Raw genomic sequence first — 14,891 nt, 5'->3', positions numbered from 1 at the left:
CTACATTTCCCGTCCTTTTTTGACGCAGGCTTTCATTGCTTCGATTACAGCACTTCGCATGCCCTTTTCTTCCAGAACACGCACTGCCTCAATCGTTGTGCCGCCCGGTGAGCATACCATGTCTTTGAGTTCACCGGGATGTTTACCTGTCTCCAGCACCATCTTTGCACTGCCAAGGACTGCCTGTGCTGCGAAACGATATGCCTGTGCACGCGGCATACCATCCGCAACGGCTGCATCTGCCATCGCTTCAATAAACATAAATACATATGCTGGTGAACTTCCGCTGACGGAAACAACCACATCGATCAGACGCTCCGGAAGCATTTCTGCTTTTCCGCAGCTCTCAAGGATTTTCAGAACATCCTGCATTTCTGCTTCTGTCACTTCTTCGTTGCAGCACACGCCGGTCATGCCTTCCCCGACCAGGGCCGGTGTATTCGGCATGCATCTTACCAGCTTTACTTTTTTGCCAAACTGCTCTTCCAGCCATGCCAGTGTTTTTCCCGGTGCAATGGAAATGATAATTTTCTTTTCATCCACTGCATCTTTAATCTCATGGATCACTTCTTCATAAAAAATCGGTTTTACTGCCAGCACCAGCACATCCGCACTTTTCGCTGCTTCTATATTATCTGCTGTTACCTGAATTCCATAAGTATTTCTGGCATTTTCTCTGCTCGCCTCGCTCTTTGCCGTCGCGATCACATCTTCTTTTGCACAGATCTCATTTTTTAAAATGCCGCCAAGCATGGCTTTCGCCATATTTCCGCAGCCGATAAATCCAAGTTTCATCGCTTTTCGCCTCCTGTAAATCCAGAACTTCTGTTTCTGATAATGCCAAGTTGTACAAGTTACTTTGTTAGATAAAGTAATTCTCAGCTATCATGCCAGAGACAGATTTTTCCGTTTCTGACATCACATATATACTTTAGCAAATCAAAGTACCATGGTCAAGTCTCACCTGTGTTCGACTTAAAGCAGAACTTGCTTGATTTTCTCATCTTGAGTCGCTATACTAAGAATGCTGGGTTTATCGATACCCGTTACCTAATTTACAAAGGAGCAATTTTCATGCAAAAGGACGCTGCTTATATGAAACTGATCGAGGAAATCTCACTGAACGCCTGGCCGTCCCACAAGATTGAGCTTTATGACGGCTGGCTGATCCGGTTTTCTCATAATTATACTTACCGTACCAACAGTGTGGAACAGGTTGGTGACTCCTTGATTCCGATTGAGGAGAAAATTGCTTACTGCGAGGCTCAGTACCGCAATTACCACACACCGTCTAATTTCAAGATCAATCCGCTTCTGGATTCGTCTTTTGATAAGCTTCTGGAAGAAAAAGGCTATGAGATCCGCCATACTACCGAGGTTATGACGATGCCGATGACAAATTTTCATCCTTATCCGGCAGAATCGGTAGAATATGAATATTATGGAAGGAATTCAAATCTACCTTCTTCTGTTTTTTATCCGGGACATATCGCTGTCCAGCTCCGCGACCGGATCACGGACGAGTGGATTGAGTCGCTGTTTCGTCTGAACGGCACGACCAGACCGACGCTTCGCCGCATTGTACCATCGATGTTCAAAGCGATCCCGAAAGAGACGATCGTCGCCTGTATTGAAATCGAAGGCCGCATGGTTGCCTCAGGTCTTGGTATTCTCGACCGCGGACACATCGGACTGTATGCGATCTATGTCGATGCAAGCTGCCGCAGAAAGCATTTCGCACGTGCGATCTGCAGTTCGATCCTGACCGAGGCTCAGAAAAAAGGTGCGACACACGCTTACCTTCAGGTTGTAAAAGGAAATACTGCCGCTAAAAATCTGTATACATCACTGGGATTTGAGGATTTTTATACCTACTGGTTCCGTTCCAAAGAGGTCTGAAGAAGAATCAAAAAATAAACAAACACACGAAAGGACATTATTATGTGGATTGCTGAAAACTGGAAAGATTACGAAGTGCTTGACACTTCCAAGGGAGAAAAACTGGAACGCTGGGGAGATTATACTCTGGTTCGTCCGGACCCGCAGGTTATCTGGGATACTCCGAAAACACTGAGAGGCTGGAAACGCCCGAATGCACACTATCATCGCAGCAAACGCGGCGGCGGTGAGTGGGAATTTTTTGATCTCCCGGAACAGTGGAGTATCCACTATCAGAAACTGGGGCTGACCTTTCAGTTAAAACCTTTCAGTTTCAAACATACCGGTCTGTTCCCGGAACAGGCTACTAACTGGGACTGGTTCTCTGAAAAGATCAAAAAAGCCGGACGCCCGATCAAGGTTCTGAACCTCTTTGCCTACACCGGTGGAGCTACCCTGGCCGCTGCCGCTGCCGGAGCAAGCGTTACACACGTAGATGCCTCCAAAGGAATGGTTACCTGGGCAAAAGAAAATGCACGTTCTTCCGGACTTGGAGATGCACCGATCCGCTGGATCGTCGATGACTGTGTAAAATTCGTAGAACGTGAAATCCGCCGCGGCAATCATTACGACGCCATCATCATGGACCCGCCTTCTTACGGTCGCGGACCAAAAGGAGAAATCTGGAAAATAGAAGAAGCGATTCATCCGCTCATCAAGCTCTGTGCAAAGCTTTTAAGCGACAAACCGCTTTTCTTTCTTGTAAATTCCTATACCACCGGACTGGCTCCTGCCGTCCTCACCTACATGCTGGCAACCGAACTTGCTGCTTTTCACGGTCATGTAGACTCCCAGGAAGTCGGACTTCCTGTTTCCGGCAATGGACTTGTGCTGCCTTGTGGGGCATCCGGACGCTGGGAAATCTGAGAAATCTGATATTCAAGGATATCTCCGGCATTTTGCTGCGAGGTGCACACTATATATTGCGTAATATATTCTTCTGTGTACCTCTGTGCTCTGCCGGAGATGGAATTTTCACTAAGATAAATCAGTATTTTCTATTTTTCTTTATCTCGTGCAACAGCTCATCTGAAACCGCACAATACTTTTCATGCGTTATCGTATCACAGATGATGCTCTTTTTCCCAATAAACACAATATCTTCAAGATTAACAGATGCATTCTCATCAAAAAAATCAAACAGCTCCTTTTTCTCTTTCAGAAATTCTCTGATATAATAGTCCGCTTTAAAATAAACCAGACTCTCTTTACAATTTTCTGTATGTATAGATTCTGTAAATTCCGAATCTATATAAGAACCCATTATCTGTTTGTATCGAATATCTTCTCTCAATTCATCTACATGATCCAGATATGGACAAACGGTAAAGCAAACAATCTCCGTGTGTCTTAATATCACATCGATGAACGTTTGATATTCGTTTTCCTTTATTATAATTGCATTTCTGGCGTTATTGCGACACTTTACATACTTCATTCTTAATGTGAACTACTCGGTAACTGAGTTACCAGAGCATCTGAAATCTGGCGGGATACCGTCTTTTTTCAGGGTGCGTCCATGACACCAATACTGCTTGCCTTTCGGCTATGCAGCTACTTTTATTATATCTGGTTTTTTTAGTCCGGTTACGGACAGTTCCTTCTGTTTTCCGGATACGGAAAGATATTTCCGCAGGATATTAAATGCGCCTACCGCATCTGCATTGTATCTTACTCCGTCAGTTACATACATGCCCCGTTCTTTTCGGTTTGATGCTTCTGCATATCTTTTTGATACTTCTGGTGATAACGGGCTGCACTGGCTGGTATAGCTTTCTTCCTGCTTTATCAATTGTATTCCATACCGTTTTAGTTTATATTCCAGCATGATATACAGCCTGTTATATGGCAGGCTGTGAAGCTTCTGGTTGGTCTTATGTCCCATATCTTTTTCTTTACGGATATTTCGAATGTCTCCCACAACTACACAGCGGATATCTTCTTTTCTGCAGTATTCTGCGATCCATCTGGTTACTTTATGAAGGTAATCCTTCACTGTATTCTGCTTTTTCCTGTAAAGCCGCTGGATATGTTCCGATGTTTTTGGATATTTTATTCCTCTTTCCGATTGCTGTGCATACCATACAGACTGAACTCTGGCGATTTCTTTATGAAAATATCTTTCCAGGGAAAGATACTTTCTTCCCAGAATAAAAGCTCGGCCATTTCCGGAATCATAACAGGTCATCAGATTATGAAGTCCCGGATCAATAGATAAATAATGTCCATTCTGGGAAAGCTGTTCCGGCTCTTGAATCTCATAGATAACAATAAGGTCGCATTTTCCGTTTTCCGGTGGATAGATCCGCAGCTGCTTTATATGATCCATGTTCCTGAAAATCTTATTTTCAAGATATAGAAATTTATCATGGATCCCGTATGTTTCTTCCATGTAGCTTTTCAGATCCTTTGGCAGAGACAGCCGCAGCTGGTCTGAACCTTTCTCATGCCGGATCCCCATCTGCATGTATGTAACCGGGATATTGTCCTGTTTAAAACGGGGCGGATTCGGATCTTTGATCCCTCCGGTCTTTTTCAGGACATAAAAAGATTTCCATGCTTTATCCAGCTGCTTGCAGGTCTCCTGTGCTGTCTGTGACGGAAGCTGTTTATACCACAGATTTCCTTTATGTGCTTTTTTCTGATAATACCAGTCAGGATACTTTTCCAGTCCCAGCTCTTTATAATGATGACGTTCGTAGTTGCAGACATTCCAGAGTTTGGAAGCTGCATAACACATATGCCCTATGATATTGGAATATTCCGGCCGGATTTTTACAGATGTTCTGTGTGACAGCAGCATCCCTCTTCCTCCCCTCAGACAGTAACGCGGATCGGTATTTACAGTCCGCTTTAACTTAATACGACTTGCTCTGATGTTCCATATAACGGCGGATATTTTCCTCAGATACAGATCCGATCGTTTCCACATAATAGGAATGGTTCCACAGCTCTCCCTTCCATAGCTGGTTTCTTATTTCCGGAAAACGTTCGAACAGTTTTCTGCCGGTAATCCCCTTCAGATACTTGACGATTGCTGTTATGGACAGCTTTGGTGGAGCTGTTACAAAGCCGTGGACATGGTCTCCTTCACCACAGTAAAGCGGACATTCACAATCCGCTTCGCTACTTGCTCATGAACGCAGTCGCTTAGTGCTCTGCACACTTGAAGCGGGGGGATGGTTCTCTGCGTTCAAATAAATGAACAGTAAAGCCCTTGTCCTCAGCAATCTGCTGCACCAGTTCCTTTAGGTATTCCTCAATTTCTGAGTTTAATATCTTCCGTCGGTATTTCACTGACCATACCATATGGTAGTTGATATTACACACGCAAGTTCTATAATGTATTAGATTTTCTTTCATACATATAGTATAGCATAATGCACGAAAATGTGCAATACAAAATCGAACATATTTTCGTTTGATTCTATGCCGGTTACGGTATTAATGTCACTGGAGTCAATGGCAGGGAGATTATTCTATTATTTTCAATGTGCAGACATGCACACTCCTACGCTTTCATCTCGGTAATTGAATTGTCGAGGATTCACACTTATTGTCCTAAATTGCATCCAGTGCCTGTGCGATGTCTGCGATCAGATCATTTTTATCTTCCAGTCCGCATGAAATACGGATCAATCCCGCCGGAATACCGGCTGTGATCAGCTGTTCGTCTGTCATCTGCCTGTGTGTGGAGGTTGCCGGATTCAGACAACAGGTACGTGCATCTGCTACGTGTGTCTCGATTGCTGCCAGCTTCAGGTTTTTCATAAATTTCTCTGCTGCTTCTCTTCCGCCTTTCAGTTCAAATGAAACAACGCCGCATCCGCCGTTTGGCAAATATTTTTTTGCGATTTCATAGTACTTGTTAGATGGAAGTGTCGGATAGTTGACAAATTCTACTTTATCATGCTTTTCCAGAAATTCTGCAACTGCCTGTCCATTTTCCACATGTCTTGGCATACGCACATGCAACGATTCCAGACCAAGATTTAAAATAAAGGCACTCTGCGGTGACTGGGCACATCCAAGATCACGCATCAACTGAGAAGTACATTTTGTGATAAATGCTCCTTCTTTTCCAAATTTCTCCGCATAAGTGATTCCATGGTAGGACTCGTCCGGTGTACAGAGTCCCGGAAACTTATCCGCATGAGCCATCCAGTCAAAATTGCCGCCATCTATGATCGCTCCGCCAAGGGCTGCTCCATGTCCATCCATATATTTCGTGGTAGAATGTGTCACAATATCAGCTCCCCACTCAATCGGCCGCAGATTCACCGGCGTCGGGAACGTATTATCCACGATCAGCGGAACTCCGTGTGCATGGGCTGCTTTTGCAAACTTCTCGATATCAAGTACCGTCAGAGCCGGATTGGCAATGGACTCGCCAAATACCACCTTTGTGTTCTCCTGAAATGCTGCGTTTAACTCTTCCTCCGTGCAGTCCGGATCAACAAACGTCACATCTACTCCCATCTTTTTCATTGTTACAGAAATCAGATTGTAGGTTCCTCCATAAATGGATGAAGAAGCTACGATATGACTTCCTGCTTCGCAGATATTAAACAGAGCAAAGAAATTGGCCGCCTGACCGGAAGAAGTCAGCATACCGGCTTTTCCGCCCTCCAGTGCTGTGATCTTTGCTGCTACATAATCATTTGTCGGATTCTGCAGTCTGGAATAAAAATATCCTTCTGCTTCCAGATCAAACAGTTTTCCCATATCTTCACTCGTATTGTATTTGTAAGTCGTTGACTGAATGATCGGGATCTGTCTTGGTTCTCCATTCCCCGGAGTATAACCTGCCTGCACACATTTTGTATTGATTGAATAATCCATAATTTTCCTTTCACCTTCTTCTCTGATAATAATTATATGTTATACCCTTTTTGCAGCGATGTAAAGGAAAAGAACAACCGACATATCACGAAATTTCTGTAATTTCCCTTGCTTCTTTTTCCGTAAATCCCTTTTTGAGAAGATTTCTATATACCTGCATTTTGCCTTCCAGAATTCCTTCTGCTTTTCCTTCTACTTTTCCCTCTTCTTTTCCTTCCAGTCTTCCGATCTCAATTCCTTTTACAATGCCCATTTTTTCCAATCTTTCTGCTACATCACACATACTTCGCACTCCTTTCTTTTTCTGAAATATCTTTTCATAGCGTTTATCTCCGGTCATCACATTGAGAAGTTTTAAGACTTCATCTACATATTTGATTTCTGTTGGATCATCCGGTATATAATCTTTATTTTTTCTTTTCTGGGCAAAAAAATTTGCCACAATACGAAAATCGCTTTGAAACCTTTCGATTTCTTTTTCTGTCAGCCATGCAACCTCGAAAATCTGAATTTTATAATCATTAATATACTTTTCCATTCCATCCGGAATCTTCATCAATGCTTTAATATTCTTTTTTGCATACCAGTGATTTTCTGTTCTCCTGCAAAAACAAGACCATTTATAATATCAGCAAACACATCATTATGATCCTCCAGTATTTTCTCTGTAATGTCCTTTTCTCCCATAAGCTTCTCCTTTTTGTTTTTCTGCACATTAGAAGCAGCATGGAAATTTTGATGTAAAACTGATATCTGTAAAATACAAGTCATATCATTTATCATACCGCTTCGTGCAGGTCTTCTATTTTGTTGGATTTTCCTGCCGAATGGCATTGGATGTGAATAAAGAATAATATCGAATCTTCGTTTATCTCAAATTTTGTTTCTGTTTTGTGATTATTATAACAGTTTATGTGATGCATGTCAATCTTTTTGTTTCTTCTTTTTCCGTATCCAATCAACCGCATGAAACATATACTGTAACCGTCTTTTATGTCTTTTCCTTCTGCCCGATATTACTTTCCGGTATCATGAAAAAGAACCTGCGAAAAATAGCGAACTTTTCCATCTTTTCCCCAGCAGATCATCCCTACTGCATCTGCCATTTCCTGAGCATCCACACAATATGCTGACATACAGGAATGATGCCTGTACGGACCGGCAGTCATGATCAAAAGATCACTTTTTCCGTCTTTTTTCATCTCTTCTGCCAGAGATTCTGTCAGCCTGTTGTGGACAAGTTTTGCTTTTTTATAATCCATATCATTGCTTTGCGTTGTCTGTAAGACAAGTGTTTTGTTGTAGGATAATGCTTTTTCTTTCATTTCTTCCACGCTTCCGCTTTCCGGTGGACAAGCAGGATTCCGATCATAATTTCCGCATCGATTCTCCTCGCAGAAAACGCGGTACTCCGGTTTGAAAACCAGATTTTTCGTGTCCATAACAGCTGCAGCTGAAAAACCGAGCTGTTTTGCTCTTTCTGTATAATTCATAGTTGTACATCCTTTCACAAATTTATCCTGTAATCGTTGCTATATTCCCATGCAGCAAAATCCTCAACAGAATCCACTTTTCTTAACTGTCGTTCCTGGATTCTTTCCTTCTGAAATATTCACTCTCTGTTTCATACAACGGTACAGCCTTTTGGGAATTTCTGTTTTTCTGTTATCACAGTCGAAAATTATTTTTCTTCCTCCGGATAGGTAAATCCCCAGGATTTTCGAAACTCTGTCATCATATCCATAACATCTTTTGTATAATCCAGATGCATACAGGATGGATCACCGTTTATTGCTTTTTCCATATCTGCCAGCTCGTATGCAAGTGCGTCTGCATTTTCACCGGCTTTGATCAGCTCTGTTTTTCCGCTGTCGGTATAAGTGATTTTTGCCTCCCAGGCTCTTGGATATTCCATCACCTCTATGTAGCCTTTCTCGCAGGAAACCATGCCACGTTTCGGCTGTTTCGAATGAAGAGAAAGCATAACGGCTGCCATCTGACCTTCCGCATTCGTCAATAATAATCCCGCCTGCTCATCTACTTTGGTCGGTGCCTGTTTCACCTGCGACAATAACTGATCCGGTTTCGAATCCATAAACCAGCGGATAAAAGAAAGTGCATAAACACCAATATCAAGCATCGCACCGCCGGCAAGATTGCGGTTGAAAAAGCGGTTGCTCATATTGTACTCTTTAAAACTGCCGAAATTCATCGTGATCAGATTCACTTTTCCAAGTGCCCCGCTCTCCAGAATTTTTCTGAGCTTTTTATAAATCGGCATATGGAAAATCGTCATTGCCTCCCCGACGATAACACCTTTTTCTTCTGCAAGTGCCAATGCTTCATTCAGTTCGTCGCTGTTGAGCGTGATTGATTTTTCCACCAGAATATGTTTGCCGTTTTCAATGGCCTTTTTCATAAAATTAAGATGCGTATTGTGCGGTGTTGTAATATAAATCACATCAACATCCGGGTCGGTGAACATTTCATTGTAATCCGCATAGACTTTGCCGATGCCATATTTTTCAGCAAAAATAACTGCTTTTTCATGGGTTCGATTGCCGACTGCATAAATATTCTTTCCATTCTTTTTCAGAGCAACTGCCATTTCATTTGCAATAACACCTGTACCAAGTACAGCCAAGTTTATGTTCTTCATAGATACCTCCACAATCCTTTCATGATCCTATTGCTTATTTTTTACAGTACAATGGTCCTAATACAATTAATATACCTTCCAGATGGAGAAATGTTAATACTGTCTACTACAATATATTTATGGTTAATATCCCTTACAGCCAGTAAGGAATTATCCATCTTGTTGCTTAAGCTGTATAATGATGGAGCAATTGGTATATCGTCCCTTTTCTTGGACATCGCGTCCGCAATTAAGACTGATAACCAGCTCCTCATTCGCAGCGTTCGTTTTATGCAGGTTGAATCGCCATAGGTGCATTCGTGTCACACCACAGTAGATTGAATAGGCAATGAGTAAAACTGGTACTTATCCATTGCAATAATCTTAAGGAGTGACAATTTATGAACGCAGTAGGTATCGATGTTTCAAAAGGTAAGAGTATGGTTGCTATCATGCGACCTTTCGGTGAAATTGTTTCCGCACCTTTCGAAATCAAACACACAGCCAGTGATATCAATTCACTTGTAGAACTCATCAACTCTGTTGAAGGTGAGTCCCGAATCGTGATGGAGCACACAGGACGTTATTATGAAGTCCTCGCTCATCAGCTTTCAGAGGCAAATCTTTTCGTCAGTGCCATTAACCCAAAACTTATCAAAGACTTTGATAATGATTCTCTTCGTAAAGTGAAATCTGATAAAGCAGATGCTGTTAAGATTGCCCGATATACTCTTGACAAATGGCAAAATCTTAAACAGTATAATGTTATGGATGAATTACGCAATCAGCTCAAAACCATGAACCGTCAGTTCGGCTTTTACATGAAGCACAAGACGGCTATGAAAAATAATCTTATCGGCATCCTTGACCAAACCTATCCTGGTGTTAATACTTACTTTGACAGTCCTGCACGCAGTGACGGCAGCCAGAAATGGGTTGATTTTGCATCTACATACTGGCATGTGGACTGTGTCCGTAAAATGTCCCTGAATGCCTTTATCGACCATTATCAAAACTGGTGCAAACGCAAGAAGTACAACTTCAGTCAGTCAAAAGCTGAAGAAATCTATGGAAAAGCAAAGGAACTTGTTCCTGTACTTCCAAAGGATGCCATTACAAAGCTTATTATCAAGCAGGCTGTAGACCAGCTTAATAGTGCCTCTACAACTGTTGAGTCACTACGCACTCTCATGAATGAAACTGCATCCAAACTCCCGGAATATCCTGTCGTTATGGCTATGAAAGGGGTTGGAACTTCACTTGGTCCTCAGTTGATGGCTGAGATCGGAGATGTTTCCCGTTTCACTCACAAAAGTGCTATTACTGCATTTGCCGGTGTAGATCCCGGTGTTAATGAATCTGGAACCTATGAACAAAAAAGTGTTCCTACCTCAAAACGAGGTTCCGCTGATCTAAGAAAGACTTTATTTCAGGTAATGGATGTCCTAATTAAAACGCATCCTCAAGATGATCCTGTTTATCAGTTCTTAGATAAGAAACGTGCTCAAGGCAAGCCTTACTATGTCTATATGACTGCAGGTGCCAACAAGTTTCTAAGAATCTACTACGGACGAGTGAAAGAATATCTTTCATCTCTTCCAGAATCTTAATTATCCACTAATATTTTCAGACCAGCACTGGTGTGGTGGTCTTATTTTGATACCTAATTTTCAACCTGTATAAAATTTTCAATGTTCTTCAATTTAGCCTTGACTTTTTATTTGCAGGCTTTGTTTTTTCAAACATATTTTTCTGGTCCATATGGTAGAATTTTTTATAATAATCAATGTTGAATGCTTTTCTTGCACGCTTCAGGATTTTATTTTTTTCTCTTAAACTCAAAGTGCAGGTTGGCAGGCATAAATTATAGATAAGTGATGCATAGCTCTCAACACTCCTCATTGCCATAACCTGCTGTTCTTCTTGTTCTGAGAAACTCAACGATTGCAAAAAATTTCTCGTAGCCTTCAATGTTTTCTGATAACACTCCAGCATGGCTGGCTGCCATCGGTATGCCGCAGAACCGATTCGGGCATCATAATGATATCCACAATTTTGCAGGAAATAGTAGGACTTTGCGTTTGTCAATACCTGCATAACAAACATATTATCTTCTGAATATGGCATTGTAATATCAAATCGAACAGCATCTGCTATTTTCCTCGAAAACAAATAAGAAAAACAGTTAACCGCTACACCTTCTTTTTGTTTTAACATATATTTTCTTAATTTCGATTTCGAAAGAACCCCCTCAACTGCGGGAATATTTTTCTGTAATGATACCTTTTTATCTGCCTTCCATATACCTTTTGTCATTCCATGATATATAATGTCCACTTTATGCTGCTCCATCGCATCCATACATTGCTCAAACATATCTGTTTCAATCCAGTCATCAGCATCCACAAAAGCAATGTAGTCTCCTTCGGCACAATTCATTCCTGCGTTTCGTGCACTGGAAACGCCCTGATTTTTCTGATGTATAACCTTTATCCTGGCATCTTTTTTCGCATAATCATCACATATTTTTTCGCTGCCATCGTTTGATCCATCATCTACCAATATTAACTCAAAATCAGTAAATGTCTGATCAAGAATACTTTTTATGCATTTTTCCAAATATTTTCCTGCCTGATAAACAGGTACTATGATACTTAGTTTCATTGTCTTTTTCTCCTGAAATCTGCCTGTTCCATCACTATACTATCATACTTTTCACAAAAGAAAAACAGCCATAACATTCAGAAACTGTTTTTCTGTATGCTATGGCATGCTTTTTACTGTGTTCCGCTAAAAACGAACGGTTATTTTTTTCTTGTAGGTGATCTTTACAGAAGGGGCTGTTGTTTTCATGCGTTTCTGCAATCTTTTCACCTGACTTTTTTTCATACTGCCTGTTACCTGGACACTTGTTTTTTTCTTGATTCCTTTAAATGCTGCCTTGCCAATAGTCGGTGCTTTCTTTCCTTTGAATGTGACAGAAGAAAGTTTTTTACATTTTTCAAATGCCTGTTTTCCGATTTTTTTCACATTGGATCCGATGACAACACTTTTCAGATTTTTGTCATTTCGAAAAGCTTTCTCTGCGATCGCTGTTACTTTAAAGGTAATGCCCTGAACCGTAATTGTGGACGGAATTGTTACTTTTCCTGATTTTTTCTGAATTCCGATCACTTCTGCGGTGCCGTTTTTGGCTGCCATTTTTGTGATTCGATATTTCAGGATACCTTTTGCGTCCTGACAGATACTGCCCTTTGTCAGCGTTACCGTATTTTGATCTTTGCTTGAATCCGGTTTCGGACTTGGTGTTGGATTCGGGGTCTGATCCGGTGTTGGGGTCGGATTTGGAGTCGGATTTGGATCTGGAGTCGGGTCTGGGTCTGGGTCCGGTGTTGGAGTCGGCGTTGGATCCGGGTCTGGATCTGGTTTCGGGTCTGGTTTCGGATCTGGTTTCGGATCGGTACCCGTTTCCCGTGTGAACTGCAGCCAGTTCAGATTCATGCCGCTTTCTTCAAAGTAGATGGCAAATGAATGTTCTCCGGCTTCCAGTGTGATCTCCTGGGCATCTGTAGTTGTCCAAACCTGCCATCCGCCTGTATTGACTGCACGGTATGTTGCAATTTTCTGATTATCGACATAAATGCTGAATGCTCCTGTTCCGTCATTCGAAGCAACACGTGCCGTAACGTTATAAGTACCGGCTGTCGTTACATTGATTTTATATTCTGTTAAACTGCCCTGGTTGCAATAGCCAAGGTTCTCTCCTCCGCCTTCATCTGATGTATCTTCTGCCCTGACATCTCCGGAGGAATTTAAAATATTTTTTGCTGCATAAAATCTGGTATCATCTTCTATTACGGTTACTTTCTGCGATGTATCCGGATCTGTTCCTGTACTTTCCCCGCCCAGGTTACGGTTCAGGAAATCGCATCTTTTTGTCATAAAATTTCTCAGGTATTCAATATTATCATCATAAGTAAGACCGGTATTTACAAAACTTTCACTGCTGTGATTCCATGGATTCTCCATCAGGTCACGCCACTGGATAAAGTTCATCGCTGCGGATGCACTTACTTCTGCTTTGTATGCATCCAGTGTTTTTATCTTTGTTGCTGTGTAGGCGGTGGACTCTCCCAGTATGTACTTGATCGCCGGCATGAATTCACTCTGCCATAATTCTTTTACTTTGTTCCACACTTCTTCGTGCTGCACAGCCTGTGCCATGACATTATATTTACTGCTGTTGTCGTACATTCTGGAAATTTTTGCCCACCACTGTGTCGGGTCAGTAAAGTCTGTGCCATTTCGGGAGGTGTAATTTCCAAGTGCCACATCAAAATCCCATACCGGTGCGGCATGAAGCTTTCCATCACCGGTCAGATCAGAGTCTTTATAGAGATAAAAGCTTGTGATACCGGAATCCAGGTTCATGGAAAATTCCTGGAGCAGGTACATACGTGCCAGTGATTCGATATCAATATAATCAGAAAGAGCATGACGCTCCCCTTTGCTGTCCGTTGTATAGCCATCTTTGGAATAAAGAGCATTTTCCATATTCTGATAAAATTCACTGATGTATTTGATCTGATTTTCCGATACACATTCCGGGCATTTCATAGTGACTGCCTGTCCGCCCGTTGTCACAAAACCACTTGTTTCATCTTTGTAACGCTCTCCAAGCTCAAGTTCAAGCAGATATCCGCCCGTGATATCTTCCGGATCGTTTGGAATATCTACCCATTTCTGTGTGCCTGCTTTATAATCATTTGTTCCTTTCTGCTCATATGTTTCCAGATCTGCATTATCATTTGCCTTACTTGTGGCCTCTTCCAGATCCGTAATGTTGACTCTCGTTTTTCCGATTTCGATTTTTTCTGTGATAAGATAAGATCCCATGTAATCGCCATTGATATAAAGATCGATGTTTCGGCTGTCCATGGTGAATGGAATCCCGGTCTCTTCTGCCAGATTGTACACGATCCGATTTCGAAGAAGAGAACGATCCGCATAATTAGCAAGCAGGCACCAGCCTTTTCCCTTGCCCATTCCAAGCAGATCTGACGAATTTTCCAGTTTGATATTATATGGTTTTTTCGCAAATCCCCAGGTGGAATTTCCACGACCTTTGATCTGCTTTAAGTTTCCGTCAAAATCTACGCTGCGGTCTGCTTTGACAAGTGCCATTGTACCTTTTTCTTTATTATCTTTGCTTGCATGAACCTTATCGAGCGTACCGGATGCTGTCTGGATAAACATTGCCGGAATCTCTGCCGATTTTACAATATTTACGCTAACACTTTTGCCTCCGGCGAGTGAGATCTGCAATTTGCTTGTTCCTGAGAGATCTGTAGAATCTCCGCAGTTTATTTTTTGTCCGCCGATCATAACATAACTGTCGGCATTTTCATTTCCGTCACTGTTTTCTGTGAAATGAAGCTGTACATTGCTTAAATCTGCTCCGGAAGGCATACAC

At 41.9% G+C, this 14,891-nt stretch carries 13 protein-coding genes and 1 pseudogene; 3 read left to right on the top strand and 11 right to left on the bottom strand.

Features of this window, described 5'->3' with window-relative positions:
• Window positions 1-795, bottom strand: a complete 795-nt coding sequence (gene proC / locus ACLTL4_RS03530; RefSeq protein WP_173896011.1) for a pyrroline-5-carboxylate reductase — start codon at window positions 793-795, stop codon at window positions 1-3.
• 279 nt (window positions 796-1,074) lie between these two features.
• On the opposite strand from proC, the gene ACLTL4_RS03525 reads away from it, so the two are divergent.
• Together ACLTL4_RS03525 and ACLTL4_RS03520 are read left to right on the top strand one after the other, a co-directional pair.
• Window positions 1,075-1,899 carry a GNAT family N-acetyltransferase gene (locus ACLTL4_RS03525; RefSeq protein ID WP_022118714.1) on the top strand — a complete coding sequence of 275 codons (825 nt, stop codon included), beginning with the start codon at window positions 1,075-1,077 and terminating at the stop codon, window positions 1,897-1,899.
• A 42-nt stretch (window positions 1,900-1,941) separates the two neighbouring features.
• Window positions 1,942-2,805: a class I SAM-dependent methyltransferase gene (locus ACLTL4_RS03520; RefSeq protein WP_022118715.1), complete on the top strand. Its 864-nt coding sequence runs from the start codon at window positions 1,942-1,944 to the stop codon at window positions 2,803-2,805.
• Between the two features lie 121 nt (window positions 2,806-2,926).
• Here ACLTL4_RS03520 and ACLTL4_RS03515 read toward each other — a convergent pair whose 3' ends face one another.
• From ACLTL4_RS03515 to ACLTL4_RS03480, 8 genes and pseudogenes are all read right to left on the bottom strand, one after another.
• Window positions 2,927-3,376, bottom strand: a complete 450-nt coding sequence (locus ACLTL4_RS03515) for a hypothetical protein (protein WP_412291108.1) — start codon at window positions 3,374-3,376, stop codon at window positions 2,927-2,929.
• A gap of 108 nt (window positions 3,377-3,484) precedes the next feature.
• Entirely contained in the window at window positions 3,485-4,741 is a 1,257-nt protein-coding gene (locus ACLTL4_RS03510; protein WP_412320238.1) for an RNA-guided endonuclease InsQ/TnpB family protein, read from the bottom strand.
• Between the two features lie 55 nt (window positions 4,742-4,796).
• A pseudogene (gene tnpA, locus ACLTL4_RS03505) lies at window positions 4,797-5,301 on the bottom strand (IS200/IS605 family transposase).
• 198 nt (window positions 5,302-5,499) lie between these two features.
• Window positions 5,500-6,780, bottom strand: coding sequence for an O-acetylhomoserine aminocarboxypropyltransferase/cysteine synthase family protein (locus ACLTL4_RS03500; protein ID WP_022118516.1), 1,281 nt, complete (start codon window positions 6,778-6,780; stop codon window positions 5,500-5,502).
• 85 nt (window positions 6,781-6,865) lie between these two features.
• Window positions 6,866-7,318, bottom strand: a complete 453-nt coding sequence (locus ACLTL4_RS03495; RefSeq protein ID WP_412291305.1) for a hypothetical protein — start codon at window positions 7,316-7,318, stop codon at window positions 6,866-6,868.
• Window positions 7,319-7,335: 17 nt separating this feature from the next.
• Entirely contained in the window at window positions 7,336-7,467 is a 132-nt protein-coding gene (locus ACLTL4_RS03490; RefSeq protein ID WP_412291304.1) for a hypothetical protein, read from the bottom strand.
• 329 nt (window positions 7,468-7,796) lie between these two features.
• Window positions 7,797-8,273: a DUF2284 domain-containing protein gene (locus tag ACLTL4_RS03485; RefSeq protein WP_147632942.1), complete on the bottom strand. Its 477-nt coding sequence runs from the start codon at window positions 8,271-8,273 to the stop codon at window positions 7,797-7,799.
• A gap of 188 nt (window positions 8,274-8,461) precedes the next feature.
• Window positions 8,462-9,439, bottom strand: a complete 978-nt coding sequence (locus ACLTL4_RS03480; RefSeq protein ID WP_412291303.1) for a Gfo/Idh/MocA family protein — start codon at window positions 9,437-9,439, stop codon at window positions 8,462-8,464.
• A gap of 380 nt (window positions 9,440-9,819) precedes the next feature.
• Between ACLTL4_RS03480 and ACLTL4_RS03475 the strand changes: the two genes are divergently transcribed.
• Window positions 9,820-11,028, top strand: a complete 1,209-nt coding sequence (locus ACLTL4_RS03475) for an IS110 family transposase (RefSeq protein ID WP_412320237.1) — start codon at window positions 9,820-9,822, stop codon at window positions 11,026-11,028.
• 88 nt (window positions 11,029-11,116) lie between these two features.
• Here the strand turns inward: ACLTL4_RS03475 and ACLTL4_RS03470 are convergent, their stop codons facing one another.
• Together ACLTL4_RS03470 and ACLTL4_RS03465 are read right to left on the bottom strand one after the other, a co-directional pair.
• Window positions 11,117-12,082 (bottom strand): glycosyltransferase family 2 protein, encoded by a 966-nt coding sequence (locus tag ACLTL4_RS03470; RefSeq protein WP_412291301.1) that lies wholly within the window; start codon window positions 12,080-12,082, stop codon window positions 11,117-11,119.
• Between the two features lie 126 nt (window positions 12,083-12,208).
• Window positions 12,209-14,891: CotH kinase family protein (locus ACLTL4_RS03465; protein ID WP_412320236.1), on the bottom strand; the 2,683-nt coding region annotated here is incomplete at its 5' end.

Source organism: Hominisplanchenecus sp., assembly GCF_046967715.1.
Lineage (GTDB): Bacteria > Bacillota > Clostridia > Lachnospirales > Lachnospiraceae > Hominisplanchenecus > Hominisplanchenecus faecis.
Note: the sequence above shows the minus strand (reverse complement) of the source record. Positions and strands in the feature narration are given on the sequence as shown.